This is a genomic window from Lentzea xerophila, assembly GCF_051094245.1.
Taxonomy (GTDB): domain Bacteria; phylum Actinomycetota; class Actinomycetes; order Mycobacteriales; family Pseudonocardiaceae; genus Lentzea; species Lentzea xerophila.
On sequence record NZ_CP194934.1, the window covers coordinates 2,096,449 to 2,113,221 of the forward strand.

Genomic DNA, 16,773 nt, shown 5'->3' on the forward strand with positions numbered 1-16,773 from the left:
CTTCCTCGCCGACAGGTCAACGGGGATCGTCGCGAGAGGCCCCCACTGTCGTCAGGAGGCGTCGTGCCTGTCGGAACTTCCCCTGCTGCCTTGACCCTGGCCGCGGACCTCGAACCCGCGCACCTCGAACTGGCCCGAGATCCGTTACGCGTCGAACTGCCGGCGGACGTGCGGGACAGGGTCGCGCGCTGCCGCGAGTTCGTGCTCGAGGTCACTGGCTCCGGACGTGCGATCTACGGTGTCACAACGGGTTTCGGTCCACTCGTCGAGTTCGAGGGCCGCGCGGACGGCGCCGGCCAGAGCGACAACACGATCATCCACCACATCGTCGGCCACGGCGAGCTGCTGCCGCCCGCGGTCGCCCGCGCCGCCGTGCTCGTACGGCTGTTCTCGTTGGCGCAGGGGAGATCCGGAGTGTCCGAGCAGGTCATGGCATCGCTGACTGCCATGCTGGACACCGACTTCGCTCCCGCCGTGCCCCGTCTCGGTTCCGTTGGGGCGAGCGGTGATCTCCAGCCGCTCGCCTACGTCGCACATGCGTTGCGCGGTAACGGCAACGCATACTTCCAGGGCCGGCTCATGCCCGCCGCGGAAGCGCTCACACTGGCGGGGCTGCGGGAACTCGTGCTCGACGGCCGGGACGCGCTCGCGTTGGTCAACGGCGTTTCGGTGACCGCCGCAGCACTCGGACTCGCTGTCGCACAGGCGGTTCGCGCACGGCGGACGGCGGAGTTGTTGTCCGCCTTGATGACCGACGTCCTCGGCTGCGGCACCGAGTTCACGTCGGTTGGACTACTGGCCGCGTTCGGCCATCCGGACGTCGCGGACACCGGTGCGGCACTGAGGACCTGGCTCGCGGGCGGCGCGCCATCGGGTGAGCGTCCGCTGCAGGAGGCCTACAGCATCCGGTGCACCCCACAGCTGATCGGCGCGGCCGGGACGAGCATCCGGCACGCGGACGAGGTGGTGCGCCGCGACCTCAACGGCGTCAGCGACAACCCGTTGTTCTTCCCGGAGACCGGGGAGGTCGTGCACGGGGGCAACTTCTTCGGCCAGCCCAGCGCCTTCGCGGCCGACCAGCTCAACGTCGCGCTCGTGCAGCTGGGCAACCTGGCCGAACGTCAGCTCGACCTGCTGGTCGATCCCCACCGCACCAACGGGTTGCCGCCGATGCTCAGCCCGGCGCCCGGCCGGCAGCACGCGCTGCAGGGCGTGCAGCTCTGCGCGACCGCCACCGTCGCGGCGATGCGCCGCTCCGCCGCGCCCGCCTCGATGCAGAGCCTGCCGACGAACCTGCACAACCAGGACGTCGTCCCGTTCGGCACCCAGGCCGCGCTGACCGCGCTCGACCAGGCGGGGTTGTTGCGGTACCTGCACGCCGGGCTCGCGATCGGACTGCGCCAGGCCGTGCACGTGGGCGCGCGCCGGCCACAGGCACCACGGCTCGCGGAGGTGTTCGACCGGCTCGCGGAGGAAGTGCCTCCCATCGTGGAGGACCGGCCGCTCGACACCACGCTCGGCCGGGTCGCGGACCTGCTCGACATCATTGCGTCCGAAGTGGAGGGTGCGCGATGAGTGCTCCTGTCTGCCTGCCCACCTGGGGGCACACCTGGGTCGACCTGCCCGTCCTGCGGATGCCGATGCCGGACGTGGAGCTCATTCCGTGCGCGAACGGCTGCTATCAGCTCCCGATCGTCATCAACGCGCCAGAGGATCCGGTCGACCGCGCGGTGTACCGGTGGTTTCTCGGCCACCACGGCGCATTTCTGGTCTGGAGGTTTCTTTCGGCTTCACTCGATCGGCTGATACGCGAGCCTGATTCGCAACTAGTCCGCCTCGCTGCGCTTGGATATGACGCGTACTCGGTGATGTTCGCCTATTCGGGCAGTTGTTCCCGTGAGGTGTACGAGGACGTCATCCGTCCGATGATGGTGGCGTTCGACCCGGCGTTCAGCGGGCGGTGGGCGCGTGACTACGAACCACTGCCAGGCCTGTTGCGCCGGGCCCGTACCGCTCTGGGGCCCGTGGCGGCCGAACCACTCTCCTCCGCGAGCAAGGCGAACCTGTTGGCACACATGGAGGTCATGCGCAGACTCGTGCCCAGCGGCCCGTCGCTGCTGCGCGAGTCGGGCCGTGTGCGCGTGCCCACCACCGACGCCGAGCGCGACCGGTTCGACGAGTTCTTCCTCGTCAGCCGGGAGAACGTGTGCGTGAGCCGCTACCGCGCCCACCGCGCCGCCGTCCTGTCCGCGATCAGCCACGACCTCGCGAAGCACCCGCTGGGGTCCGAGTGCGGCGACACACTCATGAGCAAGTTCAGGACGTTCGTCACCCGACTATGAGAGAAGGCCGCGCGTGAACGACTTCAAGGCCGTGGTCATGACCCCGCAGATCTACCGGTACGTGCGCGAGCAGGCGGGCCAGCCCAGCGCGGTGCAGGAGAAGCTGATCGCCCGCACCGCCGAGCTCGGCGACTCGGCGGAGATGCAGATCCCGCACGAGCAGGCGGTACTGCTGTCGCTGCTGGTCAAGCTCACCGGCGCGCGGACCGTGGTCGAGGTTGGCACCTACACCGGGTACTCCACGCTGGCGTTCGCACAGGCACTTCCCCTGTCGGGCAAGGTCATCACCTGCGACCTCTCAGCCGAGTGGACGGCGATCGCCGAGGAGGCGTGGCAGGCGGCGGGCGTGCGCGACCGGATCGACCTGCGCCTCGGCCCGGCGGCGCGGACCCTGGCGGAACTCCCCGAGGAACCGGTCGTCGACCTGGTGTTCATCGACGCGGACAAGGCCGGGTACGTGCAGTACTGGAACCTGCTGGTGCCGCGGGTGCGGCAGGGTGGCCTGCTGCTCGCGGACAACACGCTCTACTACGGCGAGGCGGCGGCGGAGCAACCCGAGGGCAACGCCGCCGCGATCGACGCGTTCAACAGGTTCGTGCGCACCGACTCGCGCGTGGAGTCGGTGCTGGTGCCGATCGCGGACGGGTTGACGATGGCCCGCAAGAAGTGACGGGAGAAACGTGCGGTTGTGAGCATACCGACCGGTCGGTAGGGTGGCCTCCAAGTCAGTGACATTCCTGGAAGCACCGACTTGGAGGCGTTCATGGCTCGTTGGGGAATCACGCTGCCGCTGCTCGGCGTGCCGGTGCTGGAGCACCGCGCGCTGGTGTCCGAGCTCGCCGGGCTCGGCTACACGGACGTGTGGTCGGCCGAGACGACCGGCACGGACGCGTTCACGCCGCTCGCGCTCGCCGCGCAGTGGTCCTCCGAACTGCGCTTCGGCCCGGCGATCGCCCCCGTCTACACGCGGGGGCCCGCGACGCTGGCGATGACCGCGGCGACCCTCGCCGAGGTGACCGGCGGGCGGTTCGTGCTGGGCATCGGCTCGTCCTCGCCCGCGATCGTGCAGCGCTGGAACGCGATCCCGTTCACCGAGCCGTTCAAGCGGACCCGCGACACGCTGCGCTTCCTCAAGGCCGCGCTGGCCGGTGAGAAGGTCACCGCCGAGTACGACACGTTCTCGGTGTCGGGCTTCAAGCTGGAGCGCCCGCCTGCCGCGAAGGTGCCGATCATGCTCGCGGCGCTGCGCCCGAACATGCTGCGCCTGGCGGGTCGCGAGGCCGACGGCGCGATCACGAACTGGCTCGCCGCGTCCGACGTCGCGCAGGTGCGGTCCGAGCTGGGTGAGGCGGAGCTGGCCGCGCGGATCTTCGTGTGCCCGACCGAGGACGCCGACGCCGCGCGGGCGCTCGGCCGGATGCTGATCAGCACCTACCTGACCGTGCCGGCCTACGCGGCGTTCCACGACTGGCTGGGCCGCGGCGAGGTGCTGCGCCCGATGCACGAGGCGTGGGCGGCGGGCGACCGCAAGGCCGCGTCGAAGTCGATCCCGGACGAGGTCGTGGACGCGCTGGTCGTGCACGGGTCGCTGGACCGGTGCCGTGAGCGCGTCGCCGAGTACCAGGCGAACGGCGTCGACACCCCGATCATCGCCCTGCTCCCGACCGGTGGCGACCAGATCTCACAGGTGCGCGCACTGGCACCGAAGGGATAGGCGTGCCCAGCGCGACCGAGCGGAAGATCATCGACGCGGCCGTGCGCCTGTTCGCGTCGCAGGGCTACGACGCGACCTCGGTGCAGGAGATCGTCAAGGCCGCCGAGGTGACCAAGGGCGCGCTGTACCACTACTTCCGCTCGAAGGACGACCTGCTCTTCGAGATCTACCGGCCGCTGATCACCGCCCAGTCCGCCGACATGGACCGGATCATCGGCCTCGGGCTGCCCGCGGCCGAGACCGTGCGGGAGATCCTCGTGTCGCTCGTGGTCTCGACGGCCGAGCGGGTCGACGAGACCGCGGTGTTCGTGCGCGAGGTGCACCGGCTCGGCGAGGAGCGGATGGCCGACTTCCGCGCCGAGCGCCGCCGCTACCACGAGACGTTCCTCGCGGTGGTGGAGAAGGGACAGGCGGACGGCGAGTTCAGCTCCCTCGTGCCCGCCGACACCGTCGTGCGGATCGCGCTGGGCGTCGTGAACCAGCTGCCCATGTGGTACCGCCCGGACGGCCCCAAGCAGCCGGTGCGGCTCGCCGGGGAGATCGCGGACTTCGTGCTGGCCGGCCTGCGGTAACGACGGACCGCGAAAGATCGACCTCCTGGTGAGGGGGTCCCATGTCTTCAGGTATGCCCGCGGAGTACGGCGTCGCGCCGCCCATGCACGAGACGCCGCCGTCGCCCAAGTGGCCCTGGGTGCTACTGCTGGTGGTCGCGCTGCTGGCCGTCGGCGGTGTCGTGTACGGCCCCCGCCTGGTCGAGCCGGTGCGCGAAGCCGCCCAGCCGGTGGCGGAGGAACCGCCGCCGCCACCACCGGTGAATCCGGCCCCGGCCACCCGGGTCGTGGTGTTCGAGGTGACCGGCACCGGCAAGGCGTTCACCATCACCGCGACGGCCGGCGCGTCCATCCAGAACGAGATGAGTGTGACGCTGCCGTGGACGCGCACCGTCGAGGTGCCCGCCGACGAGCCGCGGTCGGTGATGCTCGTGGTGGTCGCTGGCCCGGACGGCGCCGAGGTGCACGGCAAGTACACGATCGACGGTACGACCGTCCGCGAGGGCAGGGCTTCCGGGCCCTACGGCGTGCTGACGATCACCGACTCCTGAGCGCCACCAGTGCCTTGTCCGCGTGCGAGTTCATCGAGAACTCGCTCTTGATCACCTCGATGACCTCGCGGTCCGTGCCGATGACGAACGTGTGCCGCTTGACCGGGATCGGCCCGAACCGCCGCCGCACGCCGAACTGCTCCGCGACGTCGCCGCCGACGTCGGCGAGCAGCGGGTAGTCGAAGCCGTTCAGCTCCGCGAACTGCTTCTGCTTCGCCACGTCGTCCATCGAGATGCCGACGCGCTGGGCCCCGGCCTCCTCGAACTCCTTGGCGAGGTCGCGGAAGTGGCAGCTCTGCGCGGTGCACCCGGACGTCATCGCGGCGGGGTAGAAGAAGAGCACGACGGGGCCGTTGGTCAGGAGATCCGACAGCTTGCGGTCGGTACCGTCCTGGTCGGGCAACGTGAAGTCGGGGGCGAGGTCGCCGGGCTTCATGGATCTCCAATACGCTCGGGCCGTGACCAGCATGTCCGACGTGGCCAAGGCCGCAGGGGTGTCCGCTGCGACCGTATCGCGTGCCCTGCGGGGCGAACCGGGCGTGTCCGAGGCGACCAGGCAGCACGTGAGCGAGATAGCGCGGCGGATGAAGTACGCCATCGCGCGCGACGCCTCGTCGCTGGCCGGTGGCCGCCGCTACGCGATCGCGGTGCTGACCTCGGAGGTCAGCCCCGTGCTGGCGGGTGCGGAGGGCGCGCTGCGGCAGGCCGGTTACGACGTGCTGCTCTACGTCCTCGGTGACGCCGACGCGCGTGCGAAGTTCTTCGGCGAGCTGCCGCTGGGCCGGCGGGTGGACGGTGTGCTGCTGCTGTCGATGTCGCTGTCCGCCGGTGAGCAGACCGCGCTGGAGTCGCTGGAGGTCCCGCACATCGCGGTCGACGACACCGATCTGCGCCACGCGCTGCAGACCGCCGTCGCGCACCTCGTGGGGCTCGGGCATCGCGACGTGGCGCTGGTGCTGTCGGACGGGATCGACGAGTCCTACGACGAGATCCTGGCGTCGGCCGGGCTCGACGTCCGTCCCGAGTGGACCGTGTGGTGCTCGCCGACCGTCGACGGCGGCGAGCAGGTGGTCGACGTGCTGCTGGACGGTGAACGCCTGCCGACCGCGGTGATCAGCTCGAACGGCGCGGCGGCGGTGGGGATCTTCCTGCGGGTGCAGCGGGACGGGCGCGCGGTGCCGGACGAGGTGTCGATCGTGTCGCTGGACGGGCAGGAGCTCACCCGCGTGGTCGGGCTGACCGCCGTGGAGGGCGCGGCGAAGGAGCAGGGTGAGCGGGCGGTCGCCGACCTGTTCACGCTGATCAGGGGCGGGGAGATCGAGCCGGCCGAGCACCTGGTTCGGCTCGTCGTGCGGAACTCGAGCGGCCCGGTCAGCTAGTCCGGATGAACTCCACGCGGGTGCCGTCGACGACCCACCGGACGTACCGGTCCGAGGTGGCCGCGCCGCTCGCGAACGGCGTCCACCACGACCGTTCCGCGTGAGCTCGCGCCCCGACCACCAGCCGTCCGTCCTCCTCGCCGTCCTCGAACGCCCCGGCTGCCCGGATCTCGTCCGGGGTCAGGGTGCCGTCCGCGGCTCCCGCGTACAGCGCCGGTGTGACGTCCTGGATCTGCCGGACCGCGTCACGGCGCGCGGCCGTTCCCGCGATGTTCCAGGCGACGAAGAGCCACACCGGCACGACCGCTGCCGTACAGAGCACCAGCCACAGCACCACGCGCATAGCGGGAAAGTACTGTGAGGTCATGCCCGCCGAAGAGCGTTTGAGCGAACTGCCCGGCCTGCCGACGACGCCCGGCTACGCCCACGCCGTCGCGGTCACCGGCAAGCTCGCGTTCGTCTCCGGTCAGGTCGCGGTCGACGCCCAGGGCTGCGTGGTCGGGGTGGACGACCTGGCGGCCCAGACGCGGCAGGCGTTGAGCAACCTTCATCACGTCATCCGCGGGTTTGGCGCGGACTGGTCGGATGTCGTGAAGTTCACCTGGTTCGTGCTCGACGCATCTGAGGTTCAGACCATTCGTGATGTGCGGGACGAAATCCTGCGGCCCGCGCTGGGCGAAGTGCACAACCCCGCCAGCACGTTGGTTCAGGTCGCGGCGTTGTTCGGACCCGATTTCCTGGTCGAGATCGAGGCCGTGGTGTCGATTCCGGCTGAAGCATCGGATGTCTAACTGAATGCGTCTTCACGTATGCGTTCTGACGGGTCTGCACCCTTCGGGTGACCAGGGACCATTTGCTCTGGTAATGCGGACCCGGCTATGACATAGCTTGTAGCTGTGGAGGAGTTGGTTACGCGGCTGGCGGACGCTTGGGGTGTCGCCACTCGGTACGAGAACGCGGACCAGCAAGAGGTCGCGGTCGACACAGAGGTCGTCGTCAAGGTCCTCGCGCAGTTCGGCGTCGATGCGTCCACTGAGGACTCGATCGCCCGCGAGCTGGCCGCGGTCGAGGCGCGCCGGGCAGCCGCGAAGTTGCCGCCCACGATCGTCATCCGCGAGTACGAGACATACGACCTGCACGGCCCCGCGACGATCGAGCTGGAGGACGGCACGTCGCTCGCCGTCGAGCGGCACCTGCCGGACAGCCTGCCGCTCGGCTGGCACCGGATCGTCACCCCCGGCCAGACCGTCACCCTCGCCGTCGCGCCCAGGACGCTGCCGGACGTCCCCCACACGTGGGGCTGGATGCTGCAGCTCTACGCCGCGCGGTCGAAGGACTCGTGGGGGATGGGCGACTTCGCCGACCTCGCCACGATCGCCCGGCGCAGCAGCCTGGAACTCGACGCCGGTGTCGTTCTGGTGAACCCGGTGCAGGCGCCGAGCCCGACGCACCCGGTCGAGCGCTCGCCGTACTCGCCGACCACCCGCCGGTTCGCGAACCCGCTGTACCTGCGCATCACCGACACCGCCGAGTTCCTGCAGGCCTGCCCGCGCACCCGGCAGCTCATCCGGGACCTCCGGCCGGAGAACCAGGACCTGATCGACTACGACGCCGTCTGGGACGCGAAGAAGCAGGCGCTCGAACTGCTCTTCCCCGGCGGCGAGGTCGAGATGGACGCCGAGCTCGAGAAGTTCGCGACCTACTGCGCGCTCGCCGAGATCCACGGCAAGGACTGGCGCCGGTGGCCGCAGGACCGTGCGGAACCTCCCCGCGAACGGGTCGCCTTCTACGCCTGGCTCCAGCACCTCTGCACGCGCCAGCTCCAGGACGTCCGGGTGGCCGCACACGAGGCCGGCATGGCCGTCGGCGTCATCCACGACCTCCCGGTGGGCGTCGATCCCGGTGGCGCGGACACCTTCGCCGACCCCGACGTGTTCGCCATCGACGTCACGGTCGGTGCTCCACCCGACGCGTTCAGCGCGGACGGCCAAGGCTGGGGCCTGCCGCCGTGGCGCCCCGACAAACTCGCCGAGACCGGCTACCGGCCGTTCCGGCAGGTGGTGCGCAGCGTCCTGAAGCACGCCGACGGCATCCGCATCGACCACGTCGCCGGACTCTGGCGGCTGTGGTGGATCCCGCCGGGCGAACCGCCGTCACGCGGTACGTACGTCTACTACGACGCCGACGCGATGCTGGGCGTGCTGGCGCTGGAGGCGTACCGGGCCGGCGCGGTCGTGGTCGGCGAGGACCTCGGCACGGTCGAACCCGTCGTCACCAAGACCCTGCAGGAGAACGGCATGCTGACCAGCGCCGTCCTCTACTTCCAGCGCGACTACTACGCCGAGGGCCACCCGCTCGTCCCGCCGTCACAATGGAACCCGAAGGCGATGGCCAGCATCTCCACGCACGACCTCCCGACCGCCGCGACGTTCTTCGCCGGGCCCGACGGCCCCGACTTCGACGCGTTGATGAGCCAGGAGGGCATCAGGACCACGGACAGGGTCGAGGGCGCCCACGCACTGCTCGCGCAGGCCCCCTGCGCGTTGGTCCTGACTTCACCTCAGGACGCTCTGCGGGAAACCCGGCAGCCGAACGTGCCGGGCACGATCGACGAGCACCCGAACTGGAGAATCCCCCTGCCGGTGGCCCTGGACGACTTCTTCCCGCGCGTCAGGGACATCACCCGGCCACTCCGCAACCGCGAAAGATGACACTTTCGCGTAACGGCAGGTCACCCGTTCGCGGAGTACTGTAAGGCCGTCACCCGACGGCGGAAGACGAACGTTATGGAGGTGGCGTACCAAATGAGCTCAGCCGTGAGCACGCGGACACCGACCGGCGTGCTGGAACTGGCCGTCGAGCAGGTCCTCGCTTCGGTGCGACCGACCGTGCTCGGCGATCCGGTGGCCGGGGCACGGCGCGCGGAGGAGTCACTGCGTGACGCGCTGCGGGACGCGGGTCCCGTGGAGGACAACATCGCTCTGCAGCGCGCGCTGGCTTGCGCGGAGGCTGCTTGTGAACACCTGAAGTACTGCGAGATCCAGGAAGCCCGCACCTTGCTCACCGCCGCACGTGGGCAGCTCGTGCTGGCGCACAAAGGAGTCTGACTGCACCCGGTAGTCGCCTGTCGGTGACGATCACACGTTCGACTTAAGCCACTCCCACTCTCGTGAGAACCTCGCTGGAGCGGGCCCGGAAATGTCGGTGCCCGCTCGTAGGGTTCGGAGTGTGATCGTCCACCAGGTCTGCCGGTTCGCGGCGAGCCCGGCCCCGCAGCGGGTACGGGTCTCATCCGTGTCGACGCTGCTCGTCGCCGCGTCGGTGCTGACCGTCGCTGCCGGGTTGACGTGGGCTGCCGCTGTCGCCTGGACGCTGACCACCCAGGCCATGGTCGCCGTGTTGATGCTGACCACCGCTGCCGTGTTGACGCTGACCACGGTCGCCGGGTCGGTGCTGACCGCCACTGCCGCCCGGACGCTGACTACCGCCGCCGTGTCGACGCTGGCGACGACCGCCGTGTTGACGCTGCCCATCGCCGCCGCCTCAACGCTGACCACCGCCGCCCCGGCCCCCGCCGGATCCGCACCGGTTCGGCGTCCGCAGAGTCACGCCGCAGATGGGCGTACGAAACGCCGCGGCGGGGTAGTCGTCTGGTCGTGGCCGACCGCTGGTTCCCGTCCTCGAAGACCTGCCCCGACCGTGGCGTGGTGCAAGCCGGGCCGCCGCACGTCCGGGCATCGCGCCGTGCGTCGTGCGGCCCGCGGGCCGGCCGCGATCCGACCGCCGTCCCGATCTTTCACCGCCCCGAAGATGAGTCAGCCGACACCCGGACCGGTCGCCACAACGGCGTGATGCCACGACGTTGCCGCCCGGATATGGTCTGTCGGTAGCCGCCGCTTGTGACGAGGAGCATCGTGCGACCCTGGCCTGGAAGGCCCTACCCGCTTGGCGCCGGATACGACGGCGTGGGCACGAATTTCGCCCTGTTCTCCGAAGTCGCGGAGTACGTCGAGCTCTGCCTCTTCGACGACGACGGCACGGAGACACGCGTGAGGCTGCCCGAGGTGGACGGCTTCGTCCACCACGGTTACCTCCTGGGCGTCGGCCCTGGGCAGCGGTACGGGTATCGCGTGCACGGCCCGCACGACCCCGCGAGGGGTCTGAGGTGCAACCCGAACAAGTTGCTGATCGATCCGTACGCCAAGGCCATCTCGAACGGCCTGTCGTGGGACGAGGCGCTGTACGGGTACAAGTTCGGGTCGCCGAACGTGCGCAACGACACCGACTCGGCGCCGCACGTGTCGAAGTCCGTGGTGGTGAACCCGTTCTTCGACTGGACCAACGACAGGCTGCCCAAGACGCCGTACAACATGAGCGTCATCTACGAGGCGCACGTCCGCGGGCTCACGATCGACCACCCCGAGATCCCGCCGCGCCTGCGCGGCACCTACGCGGGCCTCGCGCACCCGGTGATGATCGACCACCTGACCAAGCTGGGCGTCACGGCGGTCGAGCTGATGCCGGTGCACCAGTTCGTCAGCGACCACACGCTGGCCGAGCGGCGCCTCAGCAACTACTGGGGTTACAACACGATCGGCTTCTTCGCGCCGCACGACGGTTACGCGGCGCTGCCGTTGAACCAGGTGCAGGAGTTCAAGGGCATGGTCCGGGCCCTGCACCAGGCGGGCATCGAGGTCATTCTCGACGTCGTCTACAACCACACAGCGGAGGGCAACCACCTCGGGCCGACGCTGTCGATGCGCGGTATCGACAACGAGTCGTACTACCGGCTGGTGGAGGACGCCCCGCAGTTCTACATGGACTACACGGGCACCGGTAACTCGCTGAACGTGCGGACGCCGCACACGTTGCAGCTCATCATGGACTCGCTGCGGTACTGGGTCACCGAGATGCACGTCGACGGCTTCCGGTTCGACCTCGCGGCGACGCTGGCGCGCGAGTTCTACGACGTGGACCGGCTGGCGACGTTCTTCGAAGTCGTGCAGCAGGACCCGGTGGTGTCGCAGGTCAAGCTGATCGCGGAGCCGTGGGACGTCGGGCCCGGTGGCTACCAGGTCGGCAACTTCCCTCCACTGTGGACGGAGTGGAACGGCAAGTTCCGCGACACGGTCCGCGACTTCTGGCGCGGTGAGCCGGCGACGCTCGGCGAGTTCGCGTCGCGCATCACCGGCAGCAGCGACCTCTACCAGGACGACGGGCGCAGGCCGTACGCGTCGATCAACTTCGTGACGGCGCACGACGGCTTCACGCTCAACGACCTGGTGTCGTACAACCAGAAGCACAACGAGGCGAACGGCGAGGACAACAAGGACGGCGAGAGCCACAACCGGTCCTGGAACTGCGGCGTCGAGGGGCCGACGGACGACGAGGACGTCCTCGCGCTCCGGGCACGGCAGCGGCGCAACCTGATGGCGACGCTGCTGTTGTCGCAGGGCGTGCCGATGATCCTGCACGGCGACGAGTTCGCACGTACGCAGAACGGCAACAACAACGCCTACTGCCAGGACAACGAGGTCTCCTGGGTCGACTGGTCGCTGCTCGAGACCCACGCCGAGCTGGTCGAGTTCACCTCGGCGCTGACCGCGTTCCGCAAGGCGCACCCGGTGTTCCGGCGCCGGCGCTTCTTCGCGGGCCGGCCGATCCGCAAGGGCGAGGAACTGCGCGACATCGCGTGGTTCACCCCGTCCGGCGAGGAGATGACCGAGCAGAACTGGGAGGACGACTTCGGCAAGTGCGTGATCATCTTCCTCAACGGCGAGGGCATCCCCGACCTCGACGCGCGGGGCATGAGGGTGGTCGACGACTCGTTCCTGATGGCGTTCAACGCGCACTACGGCGACATCCAGGTGACGCTGCCCGATCCGGAGTACGGTCCTGAGTGGAGGGTCGTCGTGGACACGGCGACCGGTGAGGTGGGCAACGGCCAGAAGCCGATCGCCGCGTCCGGGCAGCTGAACCTCACGGCGCGGTCGCTCGTCGTGCTGCAGAGGGTGGGCTGATGGGCGCGCCGTCCTCGACGTACCGCGTGCAGTTCACCCCGTCCTTCACCTTCGCCGACGCCGCCGGCATCGCCGACTACCTGGCGCGCCTGGGCATCGGCGCGCTGTACGCGTCACCGATGCTCGACGCGCGCGCGGGGTCGACGCACGGCTACGACGTCGTCGACCCGACCCGCGCGCGGCCAGAGCTGGGCGGCGACGAGGGCCGGGTGGCGCTGCAGAAGCGCCTGGAGGAACTGGAGCTCGGCCTGGTCGTCGACATCGTGCCGAACCACATGGTGGTGCCGAACCCGTGGTGGGAGGACGTCCTCGCACACGGGCAGGCCTCGCAGTACGCGCGGTACTTCGACATCGACTGGTCGTCGGGCAGGGTCCTGCTGCCGGTGCTCGCCGAGGACGCCGAGGACGAGGCCGGCGAGCACTACCTGAAGGTGAACTGGCGGCGCGGCAACACCGAGCTCAACTACCGGCGGTTCTTCGACATCACCGAGCTCGCGGCGGTGCGGGTCGAGGACCCCGAGGTGTTCGAGGCGACCCACCGCGAGGTGCTGTCGTGGGGTGTCACCGGGCTGCGCGTCGACCACCCGGACGGGCTGGCCGATCCCGGTGGCTACTTCCGGCGGCTGCGCGAGCACTTCGACGGCTGGCTGGTCGTGGAGAAGATCCTCGGGCCGGACGAGCCGATGCCGCAGAGCTGGCCGGTCGACGGCACGACGGGCTACGACGCGTTGCGCGAGGTCTGCGGCGTGTTCATCGCGCCGAGCGACCGGTTCGAGGGCGACTTCCACTCCGTCGAGCACGCGTCGCGGCGCCAGGTCGTGGACTCGATCCTGGTAGCCGAGGTGCGCCGGATCGCCCGCTTGGTGCAGGGCGTGCCGTTCGAGGACGCGTGCCAGGCCGTTGCCGAGGTGATGGTCAACTTCCCGGTGTACCGCTCGTACCTGCCGGAGGGCCTCCGGCACTGGGAGACGGCGGTCTCCCTCTCGAAGTCGCCTGCCGTGCGGGCGCTCGACGAGCAGGTCCGCGCCGATCCGCGCGGTGAGCTGGCGACGAGGATCCAGCAGACGTCCGGCATGGTCGTCGCGAAGGGCACCGAGGACACCGCGTTCTACCGGTACACGAACTTCGTGGCGCTCAACGAGGTCGGCGGTTCGCCGGACAGGTTCGGCCTGCCCGTGGCGGAGTTCCACCAGCGCGCGTCGAACCGCGAGTCCGGTGAGCCGAACGCCATGACCGCGCTCTCCACGCACGACACCAAGCGCTCGGAGGACGTGCGGGCGAGGCTCGCGGTGCTGGCCGAGATTCCCAGCGAGTACCTGGCGTTCGAGGCCGCGATGAGCGAGCAGCACGGCATCTCGGAGCCGACGCTGAACCGCCTGGCGTGGCAGTCGCTCGTCGGCGCCTGGCCGATCACCGAGGAACGCCTCGGCCAGTACCTGGAGAAGGCGTCGCGGGAAGCCAAGATCAGGACGTCCTGGGTCGACCGGAACGCCGAGTTCGACGCCGAGGTGGCCGCGTGGCCCGCGAAGGCGCTGAACGAGCCGGAGGTCGCCGCGTTCGCCGAGCGGATCAAGGTACCCGGCTGGTCGAACTCCCTGGGGCAGAAACTGGTGCAGCTCACCGCTCCCGGCGTGCCGGACGTCTACCAGGGCACCGAGCTGTGGGACTTCTCGCTGGTCGACCCGGACAACCGCCGTCCGGTCGACTACGACATCCGGCGCGACCTGCTGGAGCGCCTCGAATCGGGCTGGCTCCCGGAGGTCGACGACTCGGGCGCGGCGAAGCTGCTCGTCGTGCACAAGGCGTTGCACGTGCGGAAACGAGGTCTGCACGGCTACCGGCCGCTGCACGCCGAGGGGCCGGCCGCGGAGCACGTGCTGGCGTTCGAACGGTCCGGCGTGATCACGGTGGCGACCCGTCTTCCGGTCGCGCTGGAGCAGAAGGGCTGGCAGGGCACGGTTCTGCCGCTGCCGGGTGCGAAGTGGACGGACGTGCTCACCGGCCGGCCGGCGACCGAGGACCTGGCGTCGCTGCTCGGCACCTATCCGGTGGCACTGCTCGTGCGGGGGGATGAGTGAGCTTCTCAGTCTGGGCACCGGTGCCTGAATCGGTGCACGTGCGCGTCGACGGCTTCGACCACGAGATGAAGCGCGACGGCGACTGGTGGCGTTCCGACGCCGAGTCACCGGCGGGGACGGACTACGCGTTCGTCATCGAGGGCAAGGCGTACCCGGACCCGCGGTCGCGGTGGCAGCCGAACGGCGTGCACGAGGCGTCACGGGTGTATCCCCACGAGTTCGAGTGGACCGACAGCGCGTGGACCGGCCGCGCGCTGCCGGGCGGCGTGATCTACGAGCTGCACATCGGCACGTTCACGCCGGAGGGCACGTTCGACGCGGCCATCGGCAAGCTCGGTCACCTGGTGGACCTCGGCATCACGTTCGTCGAGGTCATGCCGGTCAACAGCTTCGACGGCGTCGAGGGCTGGGGCTACGACGGCGTCCTGTGGGGCGCCGTGCACGAGCCCTACGGGGGACCGGACGGGTTCAAGCGGTTCGTCGACGCCTGCCACGCGCAGGGGCTCGCCGTGCTGCTCGACGTGGTCTACAACCACCTCGGGCCCTCTGGCGCGTACCTCGACAGGTTCGGGCCGTACTTCGCCGGGCGCAACGACTGGGGCCCAGGGCTGAACCTCGACGGGCCGGGCTCGGACGAGGTGCGCCGGTACGTGATCGACAACGCGCTGCAGTGGCTGCGCGACTTCCACGTCGACGGGCTGCGGCTCGACGCCGTGCACGCGCTGGCGGACCAACGGGCGGTGCACGTGCTCGAAGAGCTGGCCGTCGAGGTGGACGCGCTCTCCGCGTCGCTGGGACGCCCGCTCAGCCTGATCGCCGAGTCGGACCTGAACGACGCCAAGCTGGTGACGGCACGCGAAGGCGGTGGCTACGGCCTGCACGCCCAGTGGTCGGACGACCTGCACCACAGCCTGCACGTGGCGCTGACCGGCGAGACCTTCGGCTACTACGAGGACTTCGCGGCACCCGGCGCGGTGAAGAAGACGCTGCAGGAGGTGTTCTTCCACGCCGGCACCTGGTCGTCGTTCCGCGGTAAGCACCACGGCAAGCCGGTCGACACGGCGTTGATCCCCGGCCACCGGTTCCTCGCCTACACGCAGAACCACGACCAGATCGGCAACCGCGCCACCGGCGACCGGCTACCGGCATCCGTGTCCACCGGGAAGTTGTTGTGTGCGGCGGCAGTCGTGCTGTGCTCGCCCTACACGCCCATGATCTTCATGGGGGAGGAGTGGGCGGCGTCCACGCCGTGGCAGTTCTTCGCGTCGTTCCCGGACCCGCAGCTCGCGGAGGCCGTCCGGACGGGCCGGCGCCGTGAGTTCTCACGGCACGGGTGGGGTGAGTCGGACGTACCGGACCCGATGTCGCCGCGGACCGTGGAGAACTCGCGGCTGCGCTGGGACGAGGTCCGTGAAGGCGACCACGAGGTCGTGCTGGAGACCTATCGCGCGCTGATCGCGTTGCGCCGCTCCCGCCCGGAGCTGGCCGATCCGCGGTTGGACAGGTTCGTCGTGGAACAGGACGGGGAGTGCTTGGTGCTGCACCGCGGGGAGACCCGCGTGGTGGTGAACCTCAGCACGACCCCCGTCCCGCTACCTCAGGGAGAAGTGCTGCTGACCTCCTCGGCGAACCCGTCGTCGCTCTCACCGGAGTCGTTCGCGGTCGTCGCGTCGACGTGATCCCACAGCATCTGGTCGGCCAGGTCGACGGGCCGTCCGAGGTGCGCCTGCACGAACGCGGTGACCAACCGGTCAGCGGCGACGTGCAGCTTGATGTTGTGGTGCTGGGATATGTGCACCAGCAGCTGGAAGGCCTGCTGGGGTGTGCAGGGTTTGCGTGCGGCGATCAGGCCTGTGGCCTGCCCGATGACAGTCCGAGACACCAGAGCTTTGCGCAGCCCCGACACCTCGGCCTCGAGGGCGGTGATTCTCGCGGACGACACCGCCGGCTCCTTTCGCCTCGTCATGGTCACAGCGGCATGCCGGTGCGACGACGGTGCTCTGGGAGGTCACTTGCGAAGGGCGGGCACACCCAGAGCAAGCCGTCACATCGGCTTGCGGCTGGGTTCTCAACCGCGAGTGATCACCTTATCAACTGTTTCGGTCGGTGCTCGCCGGGTAACCAGTCGACGTAGCCGA

At 69.6% G+C, this 16,773-nt stretch carries 17 protein-coding genes; 13 read left to right on the forward strand and 4 right to left on the reverse strand.

Annotation, left to right across the window (positions count from 1 at the left end):
• Window positions 1-63 precede the first annotated feature (63 nt).
• The 6 genes from ACRSBM_RS10350 (at window position 64) to ACRSBM_RS10375 (ending at window position 5,158) form a co-directional block, all read left to right on the forward strand.
• Window positions 64-1,575 carry an HAL/PAL/TAL family ammonia-lyase gene (locus ACRSBM_RS10350; protein WP_434442392.1) on the forward strand — a complete coding sequence of 504 codons (1,512 nt, stop codon included), beginning with the start codon at window positions 64-66 and terminating at the stop codon, window positions 1,573-1,575.
• Complete coding sequence (locus ACRSBM_RS10355) at window positions 1,572-2,342, forward strand: L-tyrosine 3-hydroxylase (RefSeq protein WP_434442396.1); 771 nt, start codon at window positions 1,572-1,574, stop codon at window positions 2,340-2,342. The genes ACRSBM_RS10350 and ACRSBM_RS10355 overlap by 4 nt, the downstream gene beginning before the upstream one ends.
• A 13-nt stretch (window positions 2,343-2,355) precedes the next feature.
• The gene (locus ACRSBM_RS10360; RefSeq protein WP_434442399.1) at window positions 2,356-3,012 is read left to right on the forward strand and encodes an O-methyltransferase; all 657 of its coding nucleotides are present in this window, start codon (window positions 2,356-2,358) and stop codon (window positions 3,010-3,012) included.
• Between the two features lie 93 nt (window positions 3,013-3,105).
• Window positions 3,106-4,056 (forward strand): LLM class F420-dependent oxidoreductase, encoded by a 951-nt coding sequence (locus ACRSBM_RS10365; RefSeq protein ID WP_434442402.1) that lies wholly within the window; start codon window positions 3,106-3,108, stop codon window positions 4,054-4,056.
• A gap of 2 nt (window positions 4,057-4,058) precedes the next feature.
• Complete coding sequence (locus ACRSBM_RS10370; protein WP_434442405.1) at window positions 4,059-4,628, forward strand: TetR/AcrR family transcriptional regulator; 570 nt, start codon at window positions 4,059-4,061, stop codon at window positions 4,626-4,628.
• Between the two features lie 41 nt (window positions 4,629-4,669).
• Window positions 4,670-5,158, forward strand: a complete 489-nt coding sequence (locus ACRSBM_RS10375) for an MmpS family transport accessory protein (protein WP_434442408.1) — start codon at window positions 4,670-4,672, stop codon at window positions 5,156-5,158.
• Here the strand turns inward: ACRSBM_RS10375 and ACRSBM_RS10380 are convergent.
• Window positions 5,145-5,594 (reverse strand): peroxiredoxin, encoded by a 450-nt coding sequence (locus ACRSBM_RS10380; RefSeq protein WP_434442411.1) that lies wholly within the window; start codon window positions 5,592-5,594, stop codon window positions 5,145-5,147. The genes ACRSBM_RS10375 and ACRSBM_RS10380 overlap by 14 nt on opposite strands.
• A 31-nt stretch (window positions 5,595-5,625) precedes the next feature.
• On the opposite strand from ACRSBM_RS10380, the gene ACRSBM_RS10385 reads away from it, so the two are divergent.
• Complete coding sequence (locus ACRSBM_RS10385; protein ID WP_434453047.1) at window positions 5,626-6,537, forward strand: LacI family DNA-binding transcriptional regulator; 912 nt, start codon at window positions 5,626-5,628, stop codon at window positions 6,535-6,537.
• Here ACRSBM_RS10385 and ACRSBM_RS10390 read toward each other — a convergent pair.
• Entirely contained in the window at window positions 6,530-6,880 is a 351-nt protein-coding gene (locus ACRSBM_RS10390) for a hypothetical protein (protein ID WP_434442414.1), read from the reverse strand. The genes ACRSBM_RS10385 and ACRSBM_RS10390 overlap by 8 nt on opposite strands.
• Window positions 6,881-6,902: 22 nt before the next feature.
• On the opposite strand from ACRSBM_RS10390, the gene ACRSBM_RS10395 reads away from it, so the two are divergent.
• The 3 genes from ACRSBM_RS10395 to ACRSBM_RS10405 all read left to right on the forward strand — a co-directional run bounded on the left by ACRSBM_RS10395 (window position 6,903) and on the right by ACRSBM_RS10405 (window position 9,644).
• Window positions 6,903-7,328: a RidA family protein gene (locus ACRSBM_RS10395; protein WP_434442417.1), complete on the forward strand. Its 426-nt coding sequence runs from the start codon at window positions 6,903-6,905 to the stop codon at window positions 7,326-7,328.
• A gap of 105 nt (window positions 7,329-7,433) precedes the next feature.
• Window positions 7,434-9,248 carry a 4-alpha-glucanotransferase gene (locus ACRSBM_RS10400; protein ID WP_434442420.1) on the forward strand — a complete coding sequence of 605 codons (1,815 nt, stop codon included), beginning with the start codon at window positions 7,434-7,436 and terminating at the stop codon, window positions 9,246-9,248.
• Window positions 9,249-9,341: 93 nt separating this feature from the next.
• On the forward strand, window positions 9,342-9,644 hold the full coding sequence (locus tag ACRSBM_RS10405; RefSeq protein WP_434442423.1) for a hypothetical protein: 303 nt from the start codon (window positions 9,342-9,344) through the stop codon (window positions 9,642-9,644).
• 30 nt (window positions 9,645-9,674) lie between these two features.
• Here the strand turns inward: ACRSBM_RS10405 and ACRSBM_RS10410 are convergent, their stop codons facing one another.
• Window positions 9,675-10,094, reverse strand: a complete 420-nt coding sequence (locus ACRSBM_RS10410) for a hypothetical protein (RefSeq protein WP_434442426.1) — start codon at window positions 10,092-10,094, stop codon at window positions 9,675-9,677.
• 357 nt (window positions 10,095-10,451) lie between these two features.
• On the opposite strand from ACRSBM_RS10410, the gene glgX reads away from it, so the two are divergent.
• Genes glgX through treZ form a run of 3 tightly spaced genes read left to right on the forward strand, consistent with a single transcriptional unit; the run spans window position 10,452 to window position 16,314 of the window.
• Window positions 10,452-12,557 carry a glycogen debranching protein GlgX gene (gene glgX, locus ACRSBM_RS10415; RefSeq protein WP_434442428.1) on the forward strand — a complete coding sequence of 702 codons (2,106 nt, stop codon included), beginning with the start codon at window positions 10,452-10,454 and terminating at the stop codon, window positions 12,555-12,557.
• On the forward strand, window positions 12,557-14,635 hold the full coding sequence (gene treY, locus ACRSBM_RS10420; protein WP_434442431.1) for a malto-oligosyltrehalose synthase: 2,079 nt from the start codon (window positions 12,557-12,559) through the stop codon (window positions 14,633-14,635). The genes glgX and treY overlap by 1 nt, the downstream gene beginning before the upstream one ends.
• Window positions 14,632-16,314 carry a malto-oligosyltrehalose trehalohydrolase gene (treZ, locus tag ACRSBM_RS10425; protein WP_434442435.1) on the forward strand — a complete coding sequence of 561 codons (1,683 nt, stop codon included), beginning with the start codon at window positions 14,632-14,634 and terminating at the stop codon, window positions 16,312-16,314. Before treY ends, treZ begins: the two co-directional genes overlap by 4 nt.
• On the opposite strand, the gene ACRSBM_RS10430 is transcribed toward treZ, so the two are convergent.
• Complete coding sequence (locus ACRSBM_RS10430) at window positions 16,233-16,577, reverse strand: ANTAR domain-containing protein (RefSeq protein ID WP_434442438.1); 345 nt, start codon at window positions 16,575-16,577, stop codon at window positions 16,233-16,235. The two genes, treZ and ACRSBM_RS10430, sit on opposite strands and share 82 nt — an antisense overlap.
• Window positions 16,578-16,773: the final 196 nt, after the last annotated feature.